Origin of the sequence: Burkholderia sp. AU31624 (assembly GCF_020420065.1) — a bacterium.
In the GTDB taxonomy this organism is placed as follows: domain Bacteria; phylum Pseudomonadota; class Gammaproteobacteria; order Burkholderiales; family Burkholderiaceae; genus Burkholderia.
Genome location: NZ_JAIZRT010000003.1, coordinates 13,088 through 35,883 on the forward strand (window position 1 = coordinate 13,088; position 22,796 = coordinate 35,883).

At 63.8% G+C, this 22,796-nt stretch carries 22 protein-coding genes and 1 tRNA gene; all 23 read right to left on the bottom strand.

The features are described from left to right. Window positions 1-18 precede the first annotated feature (18 nt). The gene (locus LGM89_RS10340; protein ID WP_226273029.1) at window positions 19-1,215 is read right to left on the bottom strand and encodes an acyl-CoA dehydrogenase family protein; all 1,197 of its coding nucleotides are present in this window, start codon (window positions 1,213-1,215) and stop codon (window positions 19-21) included. 102 nt (window positions 1,216-1,317) lie between these two features. After that, window positions 1,318-1,740, bottom strand: a complete 423-nt coding sequence (locus LGM89_RS10345) for a DUF1178 family protein (RefSeq protein WP_046544753.1) — start codon at window positions 1,738-1,740, stop codon at window positions 1,318-1,320. A 136-nt stretch (window positions 1,741-1,876) separates the two neighbouring features. Continuing rightward, window positions 1,877-2,467 (bottom strand): NUDIX domain-containing protein, encoded by a 591-nt coding sequence (locus tag LGM89_RS10350; protein WP_089495327.1) that lies wholly within the window; start codon window positions 2,465-2,467, stop codon window positions 1,877-1,879. A 40-nt stretch (window positions 2,468-2,507) separates the two neighbouring features. Next, complete coding sequence (locus LGM89_RS10355; RefSeq protein WP_011352690.1) at window positions 2,508-2,804, bottom strand: DUF2818 family protein; 297 nt, start codon at window positions 2,802-2,804, stop codon at window positions 2,508-2,510. After that, window positions 2,804-4,258, bottom strand: coding sequence for an NADH-quinone oxidoreductase subunit NuoN (gene nuoN / locus LGM89_RS10360; RefSeq protein ID WP_039370611.1), 1,455 nt, complete (start codon window positions 4,256-4,258; stop codon window positions 2,804-2,806). The genes LGM89_RS10355 and nuoN overlap by 1 nt, the downstream gene beginning before the upstream one ends. A gap of 39 nt (window positions 4,259-4,297) precedes the next feature. Beyond that, window positions 4,298-5,788 carry an NADH-quinone oxidoreductase subunit M gene (locus tag LGM89_RS10365; protein ID WP_021162817.1) on the bottom strand — a complete coding sequence of 497 codons (1,491 nt, stop codon included), beginning with the start codon at window positions 5,786-5,788 and terminating at the stop codon, window positions 4,298-4,300. Window positions 5,789-5,804: 16 nt separating this feature from the next. Further along, window positions 5,805-7,859: an NADH-quinone oxidoreductase subunit L gene (nuoL, locus tag LGM89_RS10370; RefSeq protein ID WP_011352693.1), complete on the bottom strand. Its 2,055-nt coding sequence runs from the start codon at window positions 7,857-7,859 to the stop codon at window positions 5,805-5,807. Window positions 7,860-7,876: 17 nt separating this feature from the next. Further along, the gene (nuoK, locus tag LGM89_RS10375; protein WP_006478272.1) at window positions 7,877-8,182 is read right to left on the bottom strand and encodes an NADH-quinone oxidoreductase subunit NuoK; all 306 of its coding nucleotides are present in this window, start codon (window positions 8,180-8,182) and stop codon (window positions 7,877-7,879) included. 17 nt (window positions 8,183-8,199) lie between these two features. Next, the gene (locus LGM89_RS10380) at window positions 8,200-8,850 is read right to left on the bottom strand and encodes an NADH-quinone oxidoreductase subunit J (protein WP_089425978.1); all 651 of its coding nucleotides are present in this window, start codon (window positions 8,848-8,850) and stop codon (window positions 8,200-8,202) included. A gap of 112 nt (window positions 8,851-8,962) precedes the next feature. Then, complete coding sequence (gene nuoI / locus LGM89_RS10385) at window positions 8,963-9,451, bottom strand: NADH-quinone oxidoreductase subunit NuoI (RefSeq protein ID WP_011352695.1); 489 nt, start codon at window positions 9,449-9,451, stop codon at window positions 8,963-8,965. A gap of 12 nt (window positions 9,452-9,463) precedes the next feature. Continuing rightward, window positions 9,464-10,531, bottom strand: coding sequence for an NADH-quinone oxidoreductase subunit NuoH (nuoH, locus tag LGM89_RS10390; protein ID WP_011352696.1), 1,068 nt, complete (start codon window positions 10,529-10,531; stop codon window positions 9,464-9,466). Beyond that, window positions 10,532-12,862 (bottom strand): NADH-quinone oxidoreductase subunit NuoG, encoded by a 2,331-nt coding sequence (nuoG, locus tag LGM89_RS10395; RefSeq protein ID WP_226273030.1) that lies wholly within the window; start codon window positions 12,860-12,862, stop codon window positions 10,532-10,534. It abuts the gene before it with no gap. Window positions 12,863-12,944: 82 nt separating this feature from the next. Beyond that, window positions 12,945-14,255: an NADH-quinone oxidoreductase subunit NuoF gene (nuoF, locus tag LGM89_RS10400; protein ID WP_006478267.1), complete on the bottom strand. Its 1,311-nt coding sequence runs from the start codon at window positions 14,253-14,255 to the stop codon at window positions 12,945-12,947. Beyond that, a complete protein-coding gene (gene nuoE / locus LGM89_RS10405; RefSeq protein WP_006750460.1) occupies window positions 14,252-14,737 on the bottom strand; it encodes an NADH-quinone oxidoreductase subunit NuoE in 486 nt (161 codons plus the stop codon). The genes nuoF and nuoE overlap by 4 nt, the downstream gene beginning before the upstream one ends. 173 nt (window positions 14,738-14,910) lie before the next feature. Next, complete coding sequence (locus LGM89_RS10410; RefSeq protein WP_006478265.1) at window positions 14,911-16,164, bottom strand: NADH-quinone oxidoreductase subunit D; 1,254 nt, start codon at window positions 16,162-16,164, stop codon at window positions 14,911-14,913. A gap of 9 nt (window positions 16,165-16,173) precedes the next feature. Continuing rightward, window positions 16,174-16,776 (bottom strand): NADH-quinone oxidoreductase subunit C, encoded by a 603-nt coding sequence (locus LGM89_RS10415; RefSeq protein WP_043188849.1) that lies wholly within the window; start codon window positions 16,774-16,776, stop codon window positions 16,174-16,176. A 21-nt stretch (window positions 16,777-16,797) separates the two neighbouring features. Further along, entirely contained in the window at window positions 16,798-17,277 is a 480-nt protein-coding gene (locus tag LGM89_RS10420) for a NuoB/complex I 20 kDa subunit family protein (RefSeq protein WP_006398799.1), read from the bottom strand. 62 nt (window positions 17,278-17,339) lie between these two features. Next, window positions 17,340-17,699, bottom strand: coding sequence for an NADH-quinone oxidoreductase subunit A (locus LGM89_RS10425; protein WP_006398798.1), 360 nt, complete (start codon window positions 17,697-17,699; stop codon window positions 17,340-17,342). A gap of 153 nt (window positions 17,700-17,852) precedes the next feature. After that, window positions 17,853-17,937: transfer RNA gene (locus LGM89_RS10430), tRNA-Leu, on the bottom strand. Window positions 17,938-18,049: 112 nt separating this feature from the next. After that, the gene (gene secG, locus LGM89_RS10435; RefSeq protein WP_011352700.1) at window positions 18,050-18,427 is read right to left on the bottom strand and encodes a preprotein translocase subunit SecG; all 378 of its coding nucleotides are present in this window, start codon (window positions 18,425-18,427) and stop codon (window positions 18,050-18,052) included. Window positions 18,428-18,499: 72 nt separating this feature from the next. Continuing rightward, on the bottom strand, window positions 18,500-19,255 hold the full coding sequence (gene tpiA, locus LGM89_RS10440) for a triose-phosphate isomerase (RefSeq protein WP_089495329.1): 756 nt from the start codon (window positions 19,253-19,255) through the stop codon (window positions 18,500-18,502). A gap of 141 nt (window positions 19,256-19,396) precedes the next feature. Further along, complete coding sequence (locus LGM89_RS10445; RefSeq protein ID WP_089495330.1) at window positions 19,397-20,416, bottom strand: NAD(P)H-quinone oxidoreductase; 1,020 nt, start codon at window positions 20,414-20,416, stop codon at window positions 19,397-19,399. A gap of 151 nt (window positions 20,417-20,567) precedes the next feature. Beyond that, window positions 20,568-22,715: a polyribonucleotide nucleotidyltransferase gene (gene pnp, locus LGM89_RS10450; protein WP_124582744.1), complete on the bottom strand. Its 2,148-nt coding sequence runs from the start codon at window positions 22,713-22,715 to the stop codon at window positions 20,568-20,570. Window positions 22,716-22,796 lie beyond the last annotated feature (81 nt).

Sequence of the window (22,796 nt, forward strand, 5' to 3'; positions counted from 1 at the left end):
GTTGTCTCCGTTCCCTGATCACAGCCCCAGAATCATCTGCGCGATGATGTTCTTCTGGATCTCGTTCGAGCCGCCGTAGATCGACGTCTTCCGATAATTGAAGTAGTACGCGGCAAGGGGTGCCGCATCGTCGTCGCCCGCGATGCTGTGCTCGCGCTGGCCGTCGAGGAACGGTACGTCGAACGGTGCGGCGAGCGGGCCGATCGCGTCGACCATCAACTCGGTGAGCGCCTGCTGCACTTCCGTGCCCTTGATCTTCAGCATCGACGCCTCGGGGCCGGGCCCCTTGCCGCTCGTCTCGCGGCTGACGACGCGCAGCACCGTCACCTCGAGCGCCATCAGCTCAACCTCGAGCGCCGCGACCTTCGCGGCGAACACGGGATCGGCGAGCAACGGCTTGCCGTTCTTGCGCTGCTTCGAGGCCACACGCTTCAGGAACGCGAGCTCGCGCTTCGACCCGCCGACGCGCGCGATGCCGGTGCGCTCATGGCCAAGCAGGTATTTCGCGTAGGTCCAGCCGCGGTTCTCGTCGCCGACGAGATTCTCGACCGGCACCTTCACGTCCTCGAAGAACACCTCGTTGACCTCGTGGTCCTCGTCGAGCATGACGATCGGGCGCACCGTGATGCCGGGCGTCTTCATGTCGATCAGCAGGAACGAGATGCCCTCCTGTTTCTTCGCGGCCGGATCGGTGCGCACGAGGCAGAACATCATGTCGGCGTACTGGCCGAGCGTCGTCCAGGTCTTCTGGCCATTGACGACGTAGTGGTCGCCCTGGCGCTCCGCGCGCGTGCGCAACGACGCGAGGTCGGATCCCGAACCCGGCTCCGAATAGCCCTGGCACCACCAGTCGGTGCCATCGAGAATGCGCGGCAGATAATGACGTTTCTGCGCTTCGCTGCCGTATTTCATCAGCACCGGCGCGACCATCGATACGCCAAACGGCAGCACGGTCGGCGCACCGATCCGCGCGCACTCCTCTTCCCAGATGTGTCGTTGCGTCGCGTTCCAGCCCGGGCCGCCATATTCGACCGGCCACGCGGGCGCAGACCAGCCGCGCTGGCCGAGAATCCGGTGCCAGCTCGCGAAATCCTCGCGATCGAGTCGTTTGTGATCGAGTACTTTGGCGCGCAGTGCGTGAGGCAGGTTGGCCTCGAGCCAGGCGCGGACGTCGACGCGGAACGCGTCGTCCGAGGGGGAATAATCCAGATCCATGCGCAGTGTCTCCTGTCGACCGGAGTTAGCGCTTCAGCGGTTAGTCCGGTCCCATGCAAGGCTGTCCGCAGCCGTCCGGCCCGGCAAGGACTCACTGCAATGTCATTGCAGCGGTTCTTTGAGCGCGGCAGGAATCGGCAGCGGCATCACGTCGATGCCTTCTTCGGCCAAGGATTGCGCATCTTCAGGCGTCGTGACGCCACGAATGCTGCGTGCCGGCGCCTCGTTGTAATGGATGCGCCGCGCTTCCTCGGCGAAGCGCTCGCCCACATTCTCGGTTTTCTCCAGCACCTCGCGCAGCGCACGCATTACCTGCGCCTGCAGTGCACGCGAATCGACCGGCTGGGCCTGCGTCGCGCCCGACAGGTTCAGGCGCGGCGCCGACGGCAGACGGTTGACCTCGGTCGTTCCGCACACCGGACATTCGACCAGCTTGCGGGACAACTGCGCTTCGAATTCATCGGCGGAAGCGAACCAGCCTTCGAACCGATGACCGTGCGGGCACTGTAAATCGAGGACCTTCATGCTGAATCAGGGCGTGTGGCGAGTGTAGCGCAAAAAGCGGTTTTGTGAACGGTCGTGCTAAATATCGATCGCGCGACGGCGTGGCGCCGCGTCACCGGATTGTAACGCGGCGCCCCACCCGCCGCTGACGCTGCGCTCAGGGCGTCAGGACCGGCCCGAGCGGCCACGTCCCGGACAGCACCTTGTCGAGCCACATCGTGCCGATGATCGTCTTCACGTCGGAGATCTGGCCCGTGCGCACCCATTCCTGAAGGTCGGCCTGCGTCGCAATGAAGGTCTCGAGGAATTCGCCTTCATCGAGCTTGCGTTCGCCGGCCGTCAGCCCGCGCGCCAGGTACAGGTCGATGAATTCGGTCGAATAGGAAATGATCGGATGAATCCGGGCCAGGAACACGTACTCGCGTGCCGTGTAGCCGGTTTCCTCGCGCAGTTCGCGCACCGCGCATGCGAGCGCGCCTTCGTTCGGATCGAGCTTGCCGGCCGGGAATTCGGCCATCACCTTGCCGATCGGGTAGCGATACTGGCTTTCCATCAGCACGCGGCCGTCGTCGAACAGCGGGATCACCATCACCGCGCCCGGATGCTGGACGTATTCGCGCGTGGCTTTCTTGCCATCCGGCAGACGGACGGTATCGCGCTTGAGCTTGAGGAACGCGCCGTCGAAGATCGCCTCGCTTTCGAGGCAGGTTTCGGTCAGTGCGGCGTCGTGATTGGGTAGTTCGGCCATCGGCGGCTCCAAAATTGAGCGCGACGGACGGCCGGAGCCGTCAGCGTCGTTTGACGAGATACTGGAACGTGAAGCCGGGAAACGCGAACACGATGAAGAGACTGAACGTGATCGCGTAGAACTGCCAGCCCTGTTCGAAGCGGTTGCCGGCGCGCGACTCGAGCCAGAAGCCGAGCGCGCCAACGATGAAGTACAGCACGATCAGCTCGCCGATCCGCACCCACCCGCTCTTCTTCGCCGTGCCGAACGGCACGACGGCGAAGAGGCGTTGGTTCAGGAACGGCAGGTTGGCGCAGACGAGCGCCAACAGCACGATAAACCAGCCGGCTGCCGACATTACAGCGGCAGCGTGTGACGAATTGCCTGCAGGCAGGCCGTCAGCAGCGGGCTCGGGATCAGGCCGAGCGCGACGACCGCGAGGCCGTTCAGCACGAGGATCGTGCGCTTGCAGAAATCGCCCGAGATCGGCGTCGTATCCTGCGGTGCATCGAAGTACATCAGCTTCACGATGCGCAGGTAGTAGAACGCGCCGAACAGCGACGTGATCACGGCCAGCACGGCCAGCCACGTGAGGCCCGCGTTGACGGTCGCCTCGAGCACGGCGAGCTTCGCGTAGAAGCCGACGGTCGGAGGAATACCGGCCAGCGAGAACATCATGACCATCATCACGAACGCGAACACCGGGCTGCGCTTGTTGAGGCCCTTGAAGTCGTCGATCGTTTCGGCTTCGAAATCGCGGCGTGCGAGCAGCATCACCACGCCGAACGAGCCGAGCGTCGTGATCAGGTAGACGATCGCGTAGAACATCGCCGAGCTGTATGCATTCGCCGGTGCCGTCGCGTCGCCCTTCACGATGCCCGCGAGCAGGCCGAGCAGCACGAAGCCCATGTTCGAGATCGCCGAGTACGCAAGCATCCGCTTGATGTTGCGCTGGACGATACCCGTGATGTTGCCGACGATCAGCGACAGCGCGGCCAGGATCACGAGCGCGGTCTGCCAGTTCTGTGCGAGCGGCAGCAGACCCATCACCAGGAAGCGCAGGCCCCACGCGAACGCGGCAACCTTCGGGCCGCCGCCGACGAACAGCGTCATCGCGGTCGGCGCACCCTGGTAGACGTCCGGCACCCACATGTGGAACGGCACGGCGCCGAGCTTGAACGCGATACCGGCGACGATGAAGACCACGCCGAACATCAGCACGGCTGCGTCGGTGTTGCCGCCGACCGCCTTGTACACCTCGCCCAGCTCGAGCGAGCCGGTCGCGCCGTACAGCATCGAGATGCCGTACAGCACGAAGCCCGATGCGAGCGCGCCCAGCACGTAGTACTTCATCGCGGCTTCGCTCGACTGCGCGGCATCGCGGCGCAGCGCGATGACGGCGTACAGCGACAGCGACATCAGTTCGAGACCGAGGTACAGCGTCAGGAAGTTGTTGCCCGACACCATGACCAGCTGACCGAGCAGCGAGAACATGCCGAGCAGGAACACGTCGCCGCGGAACATGTCGCGATCTTCGAGGTACTTGCGCGAATAGACGAGCGAGACCGCGAAACCGAACGACACGACAGCCTTCATCATGCTCGCGAACGAGTCGACGACGACCATCTTCGAGAAGAAGTAGTACTGCTGCGGGTCGAGTGCCTGCACCGCGAACCACACGCCGGCGACGACCGACGAGACGACCGCGATCAGATAAGTCAGGCGGCGGCCGGAGGCGCCGGTAAAGGTGTCGTTCAGCCATGCGACGACGATGGCGGCCAGCACCAGCGCGTCAGGCAACAGGACATTCATAGGGGCGTTTTGCATGATCTTGAGTTCCTCCGCTCGCGATTACTGGGCCAGCGGCAGCTTCGACTGCGCGACGTGGGAGAGGAGGTTTTCCACGGAAACGTGCATCACGTCGGTGAAAGGCTTCGGATACAGGCCCATCAGCAGCGTGAACGCGGCAAGCACGGCCAGCATCAGGAATTCGCGACGGCCGATGTCCTTCAGCTTGGCAACGTGATCGTTCGCCACCGCGCCGAAGTACACGCGCTTGTACATCCACAGCGTGTAGGCAGCACCGAGGATCAGCGTGAATGCCGCGCCGAATGCGATCCAGAAGTTGTACTGGACGGCCGCGAGAATCACCATGAACTCGCCGACGAAACCCGACGTGCCCGGCAGGCCGCAGTTGGCCATCGAGAACAGCATCGCGAAGGCCGCGAACTTCGGCATCACGTTGACGACGCCACCGTAATCGGCGATCTGGCGCGAGTGCACGCGGTCGTACAGCACGCCGATACAGAGGAACATCGCGCCCGACACGAAGCCGTGCGAGATCATCTGGATGATCGCGCCTTCGACGCCGAGCTGGTTGAAGATGAAGAAGCCGAGCGTGACGAAGCCCATGTGTGCGATCGACGAATACGCGACCAGCTTCTTCATGTCGGCCTGCACCATCGCGACGAGGCCGATGTAGATCACCGCGATCAGCGACAGCGTGATCACGACGGGTGCCAGGAAGTGGCTCGCGTCAGGCGTGATCGGCAGCGAGAAGCGCAGGAAACCGTATGCGCCGAGCTTCAGCATGATCGCAGCCAGCACGACCGAGCCGCCCGTCGGCGCTTCCACGTGCGCGTCCGGCAGCCAGGTATGGACCGGCCACATCGGCACCTTCACCGCGAACGCGAGGAAGAACGCAATGAACAACAGTATCTGCGGCGTCATCGCGATCTTGGCGTTCTGCCACGTCGCGAGGTCGAACGAATGCGTTTCCGTGTACAGGTAGATCAGCGCGACCAGCATCAGCAGCGAGCCGGCCAGCGTGTACAGGAAGAATTTGAATGCCGCATACACGCGGTTCGGGCCACCCCACACGCCGATGATGATGTACATCGGGATCAGGGTCGCTTCGAAGAACACGTAGAACAGCAGGCCATCGGCCGCCGAGAAGACGCCGATCATGATCCCGGACAGGATCAGGAACGCCGCGAGGTACTGCGCGACGTTCTCGGTGATCACTTCCCATGCGGCGATCACGACGATCACCGTGATCAGCGCGGTCAGCACGACGAACCACATCGAGATGCCGTCGACGCCGAGGTGATACGCGATGTCGAAGCGTTCGATCCAGGTCGACTTCTCGACGAACTGCAGCGCAGCCGTGCTCGAGTCGAAGCCCGTGATCAGCGGGATCGTGACCGCCAGGCCGAGCAGCGAACCGATCAGCGCGATCCAGCGGGCCGTCCCCGGATTTTTGTCGTTACCCACCGCAAGCACGAGGAGGCCGAAAACGATCGGCAGCCAGATCGCGGTACTGAGAATCGGAAAAGCGTGCATTAAGTTGTCCCCCGCCTTATTTGCCGCCGAGCGTTACAAACAGGGTCAGGAGCCCCAGCATGCCGATGATCATGGCGAACGCGTAGTGATAGATGTAACCGGATTGGAGGAAGCGGATCACGCCGGCGAACCAGCCGATGAACCGGGCGCTGCCGTTGACGAGGCCGTCGATCACCACGACGTCACCTTCCTTCCACAGGCCGCGGCCGATCGCCACCGAACCACGGGCGAACACCACTTCGTTGATCTTGTCCATGTAGTACTTGTTGTCCAGCAGCGTGTAGATCGGGCCGAACGCGCGGCGGATCGACGCCGGCAGTTCCGGACGCTTCAGGTACAGGAACCACGCGACAACGACACCGGCGAGCGCGAGCCAGACCGGCAGGCCCGACACCGAGTGCAGGCCCATGCCCACCCAGCCGTGGAACTCCTCGGCCATCTCGGCCAGGGCCGGATGGTTTTCGCCGATGAAGATCACCTTGTCGAATGCAACGCCGTGCTGGAAGAAGTCTCCGAACAGCATCGGGCTGATCGCGAACGCGCCGATGATGACCGACGGGATCGCCAGCAGGACCAGCGGCACCCACACGACCCACGGGGTCTCGTGCGGTTCGTGCGCGTGGTCGTCATGACCGTGGCCATGGCCGTGGTCGTCGTGGCCGTGCGCAGCCGCCATGCCCATCGGCGATTCCGGATGCTTCGGCTTGCGGAAGCGCTCTTCGCCGTGGAACACCAGGAAGTACATGCGGAACGAGTACAGCGCCGTGACGAACACGCTCGCGACGACCGCGAAGTACGCGAAGCCCGAACCCGGCAGGTGCGACAGCTTCACCGCGTCGATGATCGAGTCCTTCGAGTAGAAGCCCGAGAAGAACGGCGTGCCGATCAGCGCGAGCGAACCGACGAGCGACGTGATCCACGTGATCGGCATGTACTTGCGCAGGCCGCCCATGTTGCGCATGTCCTGGTCGTGGTGCATGCCCATGATGACCGAGCCTGCGCCGAGGAACAGCAGCGCCTTGAAGAACGCGTGCGTCATCAGGTGGAACACGGCGACCGGGTAAGCGGACACGCCGAGCGCGACGGTCATGTAGCCGAGCTGCGACAGCGTCGAGTACGCGACCACGCGCTTGATGTCGTTCTGGACGATGCCGAGGAAGCCCATGAAGAGCGCCGTGATCGCGCCGATCACCGTGATGAACGACAGCGCGGTATCCGACAGCTCGAACAGCGGCGACATGCGCGACACCATGAAGATGCCGGCGGTCACCATCGTCGCCGCGTGAATCAGCGCGGAGATCGGCGTCGGGCCTTCCATCGAGTCCGGCAGCCACACGTGCAGCGGGAACTGTGCCGACTTACCCATCGCGCCGATGAACAGGCAGATACAGGCAACGGTCAGCAGGCCCCAGTCGGTGCCCGGGAAGTGCAGGCTCGCGAGTTCCGCGCGCTTCGCGAACACTTCGCCGTAGTTCATCGAGCCGGCGAATGCGAGCAGCAGGCCGATGCCGAGCAGGAAGCCGAAGTCGCCCACGCGGTTCACGAGGAACGCCTTCATGTTCGCGTAGATCGCGCTCTCACGCGTGAAGTAGAAGCCGATCAGCAGGTACGACACCAGACCCACCGCTTCCCAGCCGAAGAACAGCTGCAGGAAGTTGTTGCTCATCACGAGCATCAGCATCGAGAACGTGAACAGCGAGATGTACGAGAAGAAGCGCTGGTAGCCGTCTTCTTCCGCCATGTAGCCGATCGTGTACACGTGCACCATCAGCGAGACGAAGGTCACGACGACCATCATCATCGCGGTCAGCGAATCGACGAGGAAGCCGACTTCGAGCTTCAGCGAGCCGACGTTCATCCATTCGTAGACGGTCGCGTTGAAGCTTGCGCCGCCCATCACGTCGAAGAAGACTTTCGCCGACAGGAGGAACGCGATCATTACGCCGAGGATCGTGATCCGGTGTGCGCCCTTGCGCCCGACTGCGTTCCCGAACAGCCCCGCAATCAGCGAGCCGGCCAGCGGAGCGAGCGGAATCGCCAGCAGCAGGTTTTCATTGAGTGTCGTTGACATAACAGCGTTGCCTGAAATTAACCTTTGAGCTGATCGAGATCCTCGACATTGATCGTGTCGAGCTTACGGAACAGGGTCACCAGAATCGCGAGGCCGATCGCGGCTTCCGCTGCGGCGACGGTCAGCACGAAGAACACGAAGATCTGGCCGTGCACGTCGCCGAGGTAATGCGAAAACGCGACGAAGTTGGTGTTCACCGCCAGCAGCATCAGTTCGATCGACATCAGGATGATGATGACGTTGCGGCGGTTCAGGAAAATCCCGACGATCGCGATCGCAAAGAGGATCGCGCCGAGCACGAGGTAATGAGCAAGAGTCAGCATGTTTTCTTTTCCTCCGCTTAGCCGTTGGTGCCCGAACCGGCTTCGCTCTGCGCCGTTTCCGGCTGCGGCTTTTCCGCGTCCATCTTCACGAGGCGCACGCGATCGTTGCGGCGCACCTTGACCTGATCCGACACGCGCTGGCGCTTGCTGTCCTTGCCCTTGCGCTCGGTCAGCCCGATCGCGGCAATGATCGCGACCAGCAGCACCAGGCCGGCGATTTCAAACGCGAAGATGTAGTCGGTGTAGATCACCTTGCCGATCAGGCGCGTGTTCGACCAGTTGGCCATCTCGCCCGTCGCCATCGCATGCACCGTCTGCGTGTCGCCGTAGCCGCGCCACAGGATCAGCGCGGTTTCGATCACGATGATCGCGCCGACCACGGTCGCCATCGGGACGAAGCGCTTGAAGTCGCGGCGCAGGTAGTCGATGTTGATGTCCAGCATCATCACGACGAACAGGAACAGCACCATCACCGCGCCCACGTAGACCAGCACCAGCAGGATCGCGAGGAACTCCGCTTCCAGCAGCATCCAGATCGCGGCGGCGTTGAAGAACGCCAGCACAAGGAAAAGCGCAGACGCCACCGGGTTGCGCGAAGTGATCACCTTCAGCCCTGATACCACCAGGAGCAGCGCGAAGATGTAGAACAGTACGGTCGTGAATTCCATGATTACCGGTTCATCGTTAGGCCATAGTCAGGCGCGGCTTGCGGGACGCTCTCGCGTGCCGCACCCGTCGCGGCGGCTCGGCCCTGGCTTCGGGCCGGCACTGCAAACACAATCAACGATACGGCGCGTCGGCAGCCTTCGCCGCGGCGATGTCCTTCTCGTAGCGATCGCCCACCGCGAGCAGCATTTCCTTCGTGAAATACAGGTCGCCGCGCTTTTCGCCGTGGTACTCGAGAATCTGCGTCTCGACGATCGAATCGACCGGGCAGCTCTCTTCGCAGAAACCGCAGAAGATGCACTTCGTCAGGTCGATGTCGTAGCGCGTCGTGCGGCGCGTGTTGTCCGCGCGCGTTTCCGATTCGATCGTGATCGCCATCGCGGGGCACACGGCCTCGCACAGCTTGCACGCGATGCAGCGCTCTTCGCCGTTTTCGTAGCGGCGCAGTGCGTGCAGCCCGCGGAAACGCGGCGAAATCGGCGTCTTTTCTTCCGGGAACTGCACGGTGACCTTGCGCTTGAACGTGTAACGGCCGGTCAGCGCGAGCCCCTGCAGCAGCTCGGTCAGGAAGAAGGTCTTAAAGAAGTGTTGGATTGCGCTCATGATTTCGTCCGATTACTTCACCCAGATGTTGAGCGGCGACATCATCCAGAAGCCGACCACGACCACCCAGACCACCGTGACGGGCAGGAACACCTTCCAGCCCAAGCGCATGATCTGGTCGTAACGGAAACGCGGGAACGTCGCGCGAACCCAGATGAACACCGACAGCAGCGCGAATATCTTCAGCACCAGCCAGAAGATGCCCGGAATGAACGACAGGAATTCGAACGGTGCATCCCAGCCGCCGAGGAACAGCGTCGCGGTCAGCGCCGAGATCACGATCATGTTGATGTACTCGGCGAGGAAGAACAGCGCGAACGCCATGCCCGAGTAATCGATCATGTGACCCGCGACGATTTCCGACTCCCCTTCCACCACGTCGAACGGGTGGCGGTTCGTTTCGGCGATGCCCGAGATGAAGTACACGACGAACGCCGGCAGCAGCGGCAGCCAGTTCCACGACAGGAAGTTCACGCCGTGGCCCGCGAAGAAGCCGTGCTGCTGCGAACCGACGATTTCCGACAGGTTCAGGCTGCCGGCCGTCATCAGCACCAGCACCAGCGCGAAGCCCATCGAGATTTCGTACGACACCATCTGTGCCGCGGCGCGCATCGCGCCGAGGAACGCGTACTTCGAGTTCGATGCCCAGCCGGCGAGAATCACCGCGTACACGCCGATCGACGAGATCGCCATCGCGTACAGCAGGCCCGCGTTCACGTTCGCGAGGACCGCTTCGGCCTGGAACGGGATCACGGCCCACACGGCGAACGCCGGCACGACGGTCATCACCGGTGCGATCAGGTACAGCCAGCGGCTGGCGGCGCTCGGCTGAATGACTTCCTTCAGCAGCAGCTTCAGCACGTCGGCGATCGGCTGCAGCAAGCCGCCGGGGCCGACGCGGTTCGGGCCGAGACGCACGTGCATCCAGCCGATCAGCTTGCGTTCCCACAGAATCAGGTACGCGACGCACAGCAGGATGACGACGGAGACGACGAGGATGCGCACGATTGCCCACACCGTCGGCCATGCGAAGCCGAGAAGCTGGGACCCGCCCGCGTTGATCGTATCGAACAAGCTCATTTACGCCTTCTCCACCACCAGTTCACCGGACAGGCTGCCGAGCGCTGCGCCGGCAGGCGTCGCCGCCGACACGCGAACGACGGTCTCCGCAAGATTCGCGTCGCGCACGGCCGGCAACTGCACCGCACGCTCGCCCTGGCGCACGCGCACCGCGTCGCCTTCCTTCAAGCCCAGCTTGTCGAACAGCGCGGCCGGCAGCGCTGCGGCATTCGCCGCCTTCGCGGCGGCCGTCAGGTGCAGTGCCCCTGCGCGGCGCACGAGTGCGTCGGCGTGATAGATCGGCACATCGGCCAGGCGCTCGAAGCCGCCGTTCGCGGCATTCGCCGCGACGCGCCCCGGCGCGACCGACGTCTGGTTCGACAGGCGGCTCGCGACGCCGGCGTCGCCGAGCGCGGCGAGACGCACTTCTTCCGCGGTCTCGTATTCGAAGTTCGGCAGGCCGAGCAGGCTGCCGAGCACGCGCAGCACCTTCCAGCCCGGACGCGTGTCGCCGAGCGGGCGCACGACGCCGTTGAAACTCTGCACGGTGCCTTCCGCATTCACGTATGTACCGGCCGTTTCCGTGAACGGCGCAACCGGCAGCAGCACGTCGGCGTAGTCGAGGCCGTGCTTGAACGGCGACATCACGACGACCATCTCGGCCTGGTTCAGCGCGGCAAGCGCCTGCGCCGGATCGGCGGTGTCGAATTCCGGCTCGACGTTCAGCAGCACGTACCCCTTGCGCGGCTGCTCGAACGCTTCGCGTGCGTTCAGGCCGCCTTCGCCCGGCAGTGCGCCGACGACGTGCGCGCCGACCGTGTTCGACGCTTCCGTCAGGAAGCCGAACGTGGCGCCGGTGTTGTCGGCGATCCACTTGGCAACGGCGTGCAGCTTCGCGAATTCCGGATGGCGGACCGCGACGTTGCCGAGCAGCACCGCGCGGCGTTCGCCGTTCGCGAGCGACTGGGCGACAGCCTGCGCGGCCGGCGATGCCGTGACGCCCGCGAGCGTGTCGGGCAGTGCGACGCCGCGCAGTTGCGCGACGGCCGCGGCGATGCCGGCCAGCTGGTCGAGCCATGCCGACGGTGCGGCAACGATGCGCTGCGCGGTCGGGATCAGGGCGTCGTCACCGGTTGCGTGCAGGAAATGCAGCTTCGCGCCGTTCTTCGCGGCCTGACGCAGGCGGGCGGCGAACAGCGGGTGGTCGCGGCGCAGGAACGAACCGACGACGAACGCGGCGTCCACGTTCGACAGGTCGGCGATCGGCATGCCGAGCCACGGTGCGCCCTGAACCGGCGCCGAGAAATCCTGCTGACGCAGACGGAAGTCGACGTTCGGCGTCTTCAGTTCGTTGGCGAGCTGCTTCACGAGGAACAGCTCTTCGGCCGTGCTGTGCGCGCTCGCGAGCATCGCCAGCGCGTTCGCGCCGTGATCCGCGGCGATGCCCTTCAGGCCCTTCGCGACGTATTCGAGTGCGGTCTGCCAGTCGGTCTCGATCCACTGGCCGCCCTGCTTCAGCATCGGCTTCGTCAGGCGCTCTTCGCTGTTGAGGCCTTCATACGAGAAGCGATCCTTGTCCGAGATCCAGCATTCGTTGATGGCTTCGTTCTCGAACGGCAGCACGCGCATCACGCGATTGTTCTTCACTTGAACGACGAGGTTCGCGCCGACGGAATCGTGCGGGCTCACCGACTTGCGGCGCGACAGCTCCCACGTACGGGCGCTGTAGCGGAACGGCTTGCTGGTCAGCGCGCCGACCGGGCACAGGTCGATCATGTTGCCCGACATTTCGGAATCGACCGTCTTGCCGACGAACGTCGTGATTTCCGAGTGCTCGCCGCGGCCCAGCATGCCGAACTCCATCACGCCGGCGATTTCCTGGCCGAAGCGGACGCAGCGCGTGCAGTGGATGCAGCGCGACATTTCTTCCATCGAGATCAGCGGGCCCACGTTCTTGTGGAACACCACGCGCTTCTCTTCCGCGTAACGCGACGACGACTTGCCGTAACCGACCGCCAGATCCTGCAGCTGGCATTCGCCGCCCTGATCGCAGATCGGGCAGTCGAGCGGGTGGTTGATGAGGAGGAATTCCATCACCGACTGCTGCGCCTTCACGGCCTTGTCGGATTGCGTATGGACGATCATGCCGGCCGACACGGGGGTCGCGCAGGCAGGCACGGCCTTCGGCATCTTCTCGACTTCGACGAGACACATCCGGCAGTTGGCCGCAACCGACAGTTTCTTGTGATAGCAGAAGTGAGGAATGTACTTGTCCGCCTTGTGCGCAGCCTGGATCACCATGCTGCCTTCGGGCACCTCGACCTTCTTGCCGTCTATTTCAAGTTCAACCATGATGGTGAATGGTCCTTAACCTATTTCCGCCCGTTCGCGCCTTCGCCCGACCGTGCGCTCAAATTCCGCAACCGGGTTCGCTTCAGGCTGCCGCCGCGTGCGCGTGGCCGCCGACCATGCAGTGCTTGTGCTCGACGTGGTACGCGAATTCGTCCCAGTAGTGCTTGAGCATCCCGCGTACCGGCATCGCCGCCGCATCGCCGAGCGCACAGATCGTGCGGCCCATGATGTTCTCGGCCACCGAGTTCAGCAGGTCCAGATCTTCCTGGCGGCCTTCGCCGTGCTCGATACGGTTCACGACGCGATACAGCCAGCCGGTGCCTTCACGGCACGGCGTGCACTGGCCGCACGATTCCTCGTAGTAGAAGTACGACAGGCGCAGCAGCGAGCGCACCATGCAGCGCGTCTCGTCCATCACGATCACCGCGCCGGACCCGAGCATCGAGCCCGCCTTCGCGATCGAATCGTAGTCGAGATCCGTCTGCATCATGATGTCGCCCGGGATCACCGGCGCCGACGAACCGCCTGGAATCACGGCCTTGATCTTCTTGCCGCCGCGCATCCCGCCGGCGAGCTCCATCAGCGTCGCGAACGGCGTGCCGAGCGGCACTTCATAGTTGCCAGGACGCTCGACGTCGCCCGACACCGAGAAAATCTTCGTGCCGCCGTTGTTCGGCTTGCCGATCTCGAGGTAATTCTGCGGCCCGATGGACAGCAGGAACGGCACCGCGGCGAACGTCTCGGTGTTGTTGATCGTGGTGGGCTTGCCGTACACGCCGAAGCTCGCCGGGAACGGCGGCTTGAAGCGCGGCTGGCCCTTCTTGCCTTCGAGCGACTCGAGCAGCGCCGTTTCCTCGCCGCAGATGTACGCGCCGTAACCGTGGTGCGCGTGCAGCTGGAATGAGAATTCCGAGCCCATGATGTTGTCGCCGAGGAACCCCGCGGCGCGCGCTTCATCGAGCGCGGCTTCGAAGCGTCGATACACTTCGAAGATTTCGCCGTGGATGTAGTTGTAGCCGACGGTGATGCCCATCGCGTACGCGCCGATGGCCATGCCTTCGATCAGCGCGTGCGGGTTCCAGCGCAGGATGTCGCGATCCTTGAACGTGCCCGGCTCGCCTTCGTCCGAGTTGCAGACGAGGTACTTCTGCCCCGGGAACTGGCGCGGCATGAAGCTCCACTTCAGGCCGGTCGGGAAGCCCGCACCGCCACGGCCACGCAGGCCCGACGCCTTGACGTCGGCGATCACCTGCTCGGGCGGAATCTTTTCTTCGAGAATGCGGCGCAGCTGCTTGTAGCCGCCGCGCGCGACGTAATCTTCGAGATGCCAGTTCTCGCCGTTCAGACCAGCGAGGATCAGCGGTTTGATGTGACGGTCGTGGAGGGACGTCATTTCGAGAGCTCCTCAAGCAGCTGGTCGATCTTCTCGCGGCTCATGAAGCTGCACATTCTGTGATTGTTCACCAGCAGCACCGGCGCATCGCCGCACGAGCCCATGCATTCGCCTTCCTTCAGCGTGAACTTGCCGTCGGGCGTGGTCTCGCCGAAGCCGATGCCCAGCTTCTGTTTCAGGTAGTCGGCAGTCGCTTCCGCGCCACCGTCCGGGCCGAGCTGGCACGGCAGGTTCGTGCAGAGCGTGATCTTGTGCTTGCCGACCGGGTTGAGCTCGTACATCGTGTAGAACGTCGCGACTTCCTGCACGGCAACGGCCGGCATGCCGAGATAGTCCGCGACGAACTGCATCAGTTCGGGCGACAGCCAGCCGTGCTCTTCCTGAGCAACGGCCAATGCCGACATCACGGCGGACTGTTTCTGATCGGCGGGATACTTCGTCAACGCTCGATCGATTTCCTTCAGGCCTTCAGCTGAGATCATTTTCAGACACGACTCTTTCAATTCCTACCGAACGAACAACCTGCCGCACACTGGGGTGCATGGACGGCAGACCTGGCGCTCACTCTGTTGACAGCTTGCGAAGCCGCGCCGGTTCAGCGCGCATCGCGTGTGACTTGCTGCTCGCCGCCCGCTCTCGCGGGCGGCGCTAACCATTAGCGATCGATTTCGCCGAACACGATGTCCTGCGTACCGATGATCGTGACGGCGTCGGCGATCATGTGACCGCGCGCCATTTCGTCGAGCGACGCCAGGTGCGCGAAACCCGGTGCGCGAATCTTGAGGCGATACGGCTTGTTGGCACCATCCGACACGAGGTAGATGCCGAACTCACCCTTCGGATGCTCGACCGCCGCGTACGCTTCGCCTTCCGGCACATGGAAACCTTCGGTGAAGAGCTTGAAGTGGTGAATCAAGTCTTCCATGTTGGTCTTCATGCCGACGCGCGACGGCGGTGCAACCTTGTGATTGTCCGTCATCACGGGGCCCGGATTCTTGCGGAGCCACTCAATACACTGTTTCGCGATGCGGATCGACTGGCGCATTTCTTCGACGCGCACCAGATAGCGGTCGTAGCAATCGCCGTTTACGCCGACCGGCACGTCGAAATCCATGCGATCGTACACTTCGTACGGCTGCTTCTTGCGCAGGTCCCAGGCGATACCCGAGCCGCGCAGCATCGGGCCCGTCAGGCCCATCTGCAGCGCACGTTCCGGGCTGACCACGCCGATCCCGACCAGACGCTGTTTCCAGATCCGGTTGTCGGTGAGCAGCGTTTCGTATTCGTCGACGCACTTCGGGAAGCGCGTGAAGAAGTCGTCGATGAAGTCGAGCACCGAGCCGCTGCGCGCTTCGTTCATCTTCGCGAGCGCCTTCTCGTTGCGAATCTTCGACGCCTTGTATTGCGGCATTGCATCAGGCAGATCGCGATAGACGCCGCCCGGACGATAGTACGCCGCGTGCATCCGGGCGCCGGACACCGCTTCGTACACGTCCATCAGGTCTTCACGCTCGCGGAACGCGTACAGGAACACGGCCATCGCGCCAACGTCGAGCGCGTGCGCGCCGATCCACATCAGGTGGTTCAGCACGCGCGTGATTTCGTCGAACAGCACGCGAATGTACTGCGCGCGCTCCGGCACTTCGATGCCGAGCAGCTTTTCGATCGCGAGCACGTAGCCGTGCTCGTTGACCATCATCGACACATAGTCGAGACGGTCCATGTACGGCACGGACTGGATGAACGTTTTGGATTCCGCGAGCTTTTCCGTCGCGCGGTGCAGCAGGCCGATGTGCGGATCGGCACGCTGGATGACTTCGCCGTCGAGCTCGAGCACGAGGCGCAGCACGCCGTGCGCTGCCGGGTGCTGCGGGCCGAAGTTGAGCGTGTAGTTCTTGATTTCTGCCATGACGCCCCCTTAATGTTTCAGACCGCCATAGCGATCCTCGCGGATCACGCGCGGCGTGATTTCGCGCGGCTCGATCGTCACCGGCTGATACACGACCCGCTTCTCTTCCGGGTCGTAACGCATTTCGACATAGCCCGACACCGGGAAGTCCTTGCGGAACGGGTGGCCGATGAAGCCGTAGTCGGTGAGGATGCGGCGCAGGTCGGGGTGGCCTTCGAACACGATGCCGTACAGGTCGAACGCTTCGCGCTCGTACCAGTTCGCGGAGGTCCAGATGTCGACCAGCGATGCCACGATCGGCAGGTCGTCGTCCGGCGCGAATGCACGCAGGCGCAGGCGCCAGTTGTTCGTGACCGACAGCAGGTGCGACACGGCCGCGAAACGCGGGCCGTCGTAGGCGCCGTCGCCGAAGGTCTGGTAGTCGACGCCGCACAGGTCGATCAGTTGCTCGAAACGGAGCTTCGGATCGTCGCGCAGCATCTTTGCGACTTCGAGGTAATCGCTCGCCTTCACGACGAGCGTCAGTTCACCGATCGCTTCGGTGAGGCTCACCACGCGCGCGCCGAGCGCGGCTTCGAGGTTTGCCTTGAGGGTCTCGATTTTGCTTGCCATATTGAGGGGACGCTCGGGGCTTTATTGACGGGCGATGGTATTGGTGCGGCGGATCTTCGCCTGAAGCTGGATCACGCCGTAGACCAGCGCCTCGGCCGTGGGCGGACAGCCCGGCACGTAGACGTCGACCGGCACGATCCGGTCGCAGCCGCGGACCACCGAGTACGAGTAGTGGTAGTAGCCACCGCCGTTCGCGCACGACCCCATCGAGATCACCCAGCGCGGCTCGGCCATCTGGTCGTACACGCGGCGCAGCGCGGGCGCCATCTTGTTGCAGAGCGTGCCGGCGACGATCATCACGTCCGACTGGCGCGGGCTCGGGCGGAACACGACGCCGAACCGGTCCAGGTCGTAACGGGCCGCGCCCGCATGCATCATTTCGACGGCGCAACACGCGAGCCCGAACGTCATCGGCCACAGCGAGCCGGTACGCGTCCAGTTGATCAGCTTGTCAGCCGTCGTGGTGACAAACCCTTCCTTCAAGACCCCTTCGATACTCATTTGCTTTCCACTCCAGACGAGCGACCGAGCGTGGCCGCCCATGCAAACCGGCGATTAACCCATCACTCCCAGTCGAGGCCGCCTTTCTTCCAGATATAGGCAAAGCCCAGCAGGAATTCGAGCAGAAAAATCATCATTGCGATGAAACCCGGCCAGCCGATATCCCGGAGCGCGACGCCCCACGGAAACAGGAATGCGGTTTCGAGATCGAAGATGATGAACAGGATGGCGACGAGGTAGTACCGGACGTCGAATTTCATCCGGGCGTCTTCAAAGGCTTCGAAGCCGCACTCGTACGGTGCGTTCTTCTCGACGTCCGGCTTGTTGGGACCAAGGAGCTTGCCGATGCTGACCAGCGCTATACCTAAACCAGTGCCCACGAGGAGGAACAACAAGACGGGGTAATAGGCTGCGAGGTTCAAGGCAATCCTCTATCGGTTGGTTCTGAGCGTCCGGAGAATACCACTTCCGGCGGAAGGAATCATTTCGGAGTGCAGGCGATCGCAAGACAACCGCAAGCACACCCCAGAAATGAAAAATGCCAGCCACTAGAAGCGGCTGGCATTGAGTAACTTTGGTGCCGACGGCGAGACTCGAACTCGCACAGCTTTCGCCACTACCCCCTCAAGATAGCGTGTCTACCAATTTCACCACGTCGGCACTGCATGCAACCGGGGTTGTAACTACTTGTTTCCCGCGAATCGCTTCAAGAATTAAATTCTAACCCGACTTCGAGATTTGTTCAACGCACAATCGCAAAAAATTTAACTTTTTATTTCGGGACGTCCTGGCCCGGCGCGCTTGCAGCCGAACCTGCGGCAGCGGATGCCGCGACGGCCGGCGCCGATGCCGCAGGCGCCGATGCCGGTGCGGTCGCGACCCCACCCAGCACGCCCGCCGACGGCGTCGACTTGTACGAACCGAGGTACGTCAGCGCGAGCGTCGCGACGAAGAAGATCGTCGCGAGAATGCCCGTCGTACGCGACAGGAAGTTCGCCGAGCCCGTTGCACCAAACAGGCTGCCCGACGCGCCGCTGCCGAATGCAGCGCCCATGTCGGCACCCTTGCCGTGCTGCAACAGCACGAGACCAATCACACCCAGTGCAGACAGCACCTGCACCACAATAATCAGCGTCTTGAATAACAGCATCACACCCACCCGAATGGATCAGGCGACCGGACCGACCGGCCGCCGTCATGGTTCAATTCGATCTCGGACCGCTCAGCGCGCGGCCCGGCAGATCGCCAGGAAATCTTCCGCCTTCAGCGACGCGCCGCCGATCAGGCCACCGTCGATGTCCGGCTGCGCAAACAGCTCTTCCGCGTTGTCCGGCTTCACGCTGCCGCCGTACAGCACGGACACGTCCGCCGCACCCTTTGCCGCGAGACGCGCACGCAGGAACGCGTGCACGTCCTGCGCCTGCGCCGACGTCGCGCTCTTGCCCGTGCCGATCGCCCAGACCGGCTCGTACGCGACGACGATGCGCGCAGCCTCGTCGGCCGTCAGCACGGCCAGCACTGCGTCGAGCTGCGCGCCGACCACCTGCTCGGTCGCGCCCGACTCACGCTCGTCGAGCGTCTCGCCGACGCACACGACAGGCGTGAGCCCCGCCGCGAGCGCGCGCTGCGTCTTCGCCGCGACCGTCTCGTTGCGTTCGCCGTGATACGCGCGGCGCTCCGAGTGACCGACGATCGCATAGCGTGCGCCGAACTCCGCGACCATCGCAGCCGCGACTTCACCGGTGAATGCGCCCTGCTCGTGCGCCGACACGTCCTGCGCGCCCCAGGCAACACGGCCGCCGTCGAGCTGCGCCTGAACCTGCGCGAGATACGGGAACGGCACGCACACGCCGACCGACGTTTCGGCCGCCACCGCGCCCGCGCCCTGCACCACTTCGTTCAGCAACCCCTGGTTGCCGGCCAGCCGGCCGTGCATCTTCCAGTTGCCGATCACACGCTTAGTTCTCTGTTTCGACATCGTGTCTGTCTCGTCACCGCTTGGTCATTAACGCGCCGGAAACCGGCCGTCAGGTTTGATCTGGCGAAGCAAACCGGCGATTTTACTGCGCGCGGCTTGAACCGGTCAAACCGCGCATGTCAAGCCCGGCCGCATGGGCCGTCAGGCGTTCGTACCCCAATCGAGCACGATCTTGCCGGTGTGCTCGCTGCTTTCCATCAGCGCATGCGCCTGCGCGGCATCCGCCGCCGGCAATACGCGATAGATCACCGGCTTGATGCGGCCGTCGGCGAGCAGCGGCCACACGCGCGCCTTCAATTGCGCGGCGATCTGCGCCTTGAATTCGACCGGACGCGGGCGCAGCGTCGAACCCGTGATGGTCAGCCGGCGACGCAGGATCTCGCCCAGGTTGACGTCGGCCTTCGCGCCGCCGAGCAGCGCGATCAGCACGAGGCGGCCCCCATCCGCGAGCGCGGACAGTTCGCGCGGCACGTACGAGCCCGCCACCATGTCGAGGATCACGTCGACACCGCGGTCGTGCGTCAGCGACTTCACGACCTCGACGAAGTCTTCCGTCTTGTAATTGATCGCACGCTCCGCGCCGAGCGCCTCGCACGCGCGGCACTTGTCGGCAGTACCGGCCGTCGCGAACACGCGAAAGCCGAGCGCATGCGCGATCTGGATCGCCGTCACGCCGATGCCGCTCGAGCCGCCCTGCACGAGCAGCGTTTCCTGCTCGCCGCCCTCGCCCGCGCCGAGCTGCGCGCGGTCGAATACGTTGCTCCACACCGTGAAAAACGTTTCGGGCAGCGATGCGGCCTCGATATCGGTGAGCCCGTCGGGCACCGGCAGGCATTGCGGCAGCGGCGCGACCGCATATTCCGCATAGCCGCCGCCCGCGAGCAGCGCACATACGCGATCGCCGAGCTTCAGGCCGAACGGGTTCTGAGCGGCGTCGGACAGGTCGCCGCCGACGATCTCGCCCGCGACCTCGAGGCCCGGCAGATCCGACGCACCCGGCGGCGGCGCATAGGCGCCCTTGCGCTGGAACACGTCGGGCCGGTTCACGCCGGAAGCCGCCACCTTGATCAGCACTTCGCCGCGCTTCGGTTCGGGGCGCGGACGCTCCGCAAGCTTCAGCACGTCGGGGGCGCCGAACTCGGTGATTTCGATGGCTTTCATGGTGAGGGTCGCTCCAGGATCAGGATCGGAATCGGATGGCGCGCCCGCACGCGGCACGGGCGCCTTGCGGCGCTGCTGCGCCGCACAACGATGCTACAGAAAAAACGGCCGGCACGCTTTCGCACTGCCGGCCGTTGATCCGCCTATCCGCTTACTGCTGCGGCGGCGTGTCCGACTGCGACGCTGCCGCCGCTTCGTTCAGCAGCGCCTTCGCCGACAAACGCACGCGACCCTTTTCGTCCGTCTGGATGACCTTGACCTTCACTTGCTGGCCTTCCTTCAGGTAGTCGTTGATGTCCTTCACACGCTCGTTGACGATTTCCGAGATGTGCAGCAGGCCATCCTTGCCCGGCAGCAGGTTCACGATCGCGCCGAAATCGAGCAGCTTCAGAACCGTGCCTTCGTACACCTGACCGACTTCGATCTCGGCCGTGATCTGCTCGATGCGCTTCTTCGCTTCGGCCATGCCGTCGCTGTTCGTGCTCGCGATCGTCACGACGCCGTCGTCGGAGATGTCGATGGTCGTGCCGGTTTCTTCCGTCAGCGCGCGGATCACCGAACCGCCCTTGCCGATCACGTCGCGGATCTTTTCCGGGTTGATCTTGATCGTGATCATGCGCGGCGCGAATTCCGACAATTGCGTGTTCGCACCCGAAACCGCCGACGTCATCTTGCCGAGGATGTGCATGCGGCCTTCCTTCGCCTGCGCGAGCGCGACCTGCATGATTTCCTTCGTGATGCCCTGGATCTTGATGTCCATCTGCAGTGCCGTCACGCCTTGTTCCGTGCCGGCCACCTTGAAGTCCATGTCGCCGAGGTGATCTTCGTCGCCGAGGATGTCGGTCAGCACCGCGAACTTGTTGCCTTCGAGGATCAGGCCCATCGCGATACCCGCGACGTGCGCCTTCATCGGCACGCCGGCGTCCATCAGCGCGAGGCAGCCGCCGCACACCGATGCCATCGACGACGAGCCGTTCGATTCGGTGATTTCCGACACGACGCGGATCGAGTAGCCGAATTCGTCGGCGCTCGGCAGGCACTTGACCAGTGCGCGCTTCGCGAGGCGGCCGTGGCCGATTTCGCGGCGCTTCGGCGAGCCGACGCGGCCCGTTTCGCCGGTCGCGAACGGGGGCATGTTGTAGTGGAGCATGAAGCGCTCGCGGTACTCGCCTTCGAGCGCGTCGATGATCTGCTCGTCACCCTTCGTGCCGAGCGTCGCGACGACCAGCGCCTGCGTCTCGCCGCGCGTGAACAGCGCCGAGCCGTGGGTACGCGGCAGCACGCCGGTACGGATTTCGATCGGGCGCACGGTGCGCGTGTCGCGGCCGTCGATGCGCGGCTCGCCATTCAGGATCTGCGAACGGACGATCTTGGCTTCGATGTCGAACAGCACGTTGCCGACCGTTGCCTTGTCGGCTGCGACCGTACCGGCTGCCTGCGCATCTTCCTCGAGCTTCGCCGAGGTTGCCGCGTAGACTTCCTTCAGCTTGGTCGAGCGTGCCTGCTTGTCGCGGAGCTGGTAAGCAGCGAGCAGGTCGTTCTGTGCCAGCTCGGTCACGCGTGCGATCAGCGCTTCGTTCTTCGGCGCCGGCTGCCAGTCCCATTCGGGCTTGCCGCCTTCGCGGACCAGTTCGTGGATCGCGTCGATCGCGACCTGCATTTGCTCGTGGCCGAACACCACGGCGCCCAGCATCACGTCTTCCGACAGCTGATCGGCTTCCGATTCGACCATCAGCACGGCACGCTCCGTACCTGCGACGACGAGGTCGAGGCTCGACGCCTTGATCTGGTCACGCGTCGGGTTCAGCACGTATGCGTTGTCGATGTACGCCACGCGTGCGGCACCGACCGGGCCGTTGAACGGCAGGCCCGACACGGCGAGCGCAGCCGATGCGCCGATCAGCGCGGGGATGTCCGCCGGGATTTCCGGGTTCACGGACAGCACGTGGATCACGACCTGGACTTCGTTGTAGAAGCCTTCCGGGAACAGCGGGCGCAGCGGACGGTCGATCAGGCGCGACGTCAGCGTCTCGTGCTCCGACGGACGGCCTTCGCGACGGAAGAAGCCGCCCGGGATCTTGCCGGCCGAGTAGGTCTTTTCGAGGTAGTCGACGGTCAGCGGGAAGAAATCCTGACCCGGCTTCGCCGACTTCGCGCCGACGACGGTTGCCAGCACGACGGTGTCTTCGACGTCGACGATCACGGCGCCGCTTGCCTGGCGGGCGACTTCACCGGTTTCGAGGCGCACCTTGTGCTGGCCCCACTGGAATTCCTTCACGACCTTGTTGAACATGGACATGGTTGCTCCTTTGAATTCATGCATTTCATTCGCCGCGCCGGCCATCCCGCGCGGCGGCGTCCCGACCGAATCACCCGGAGC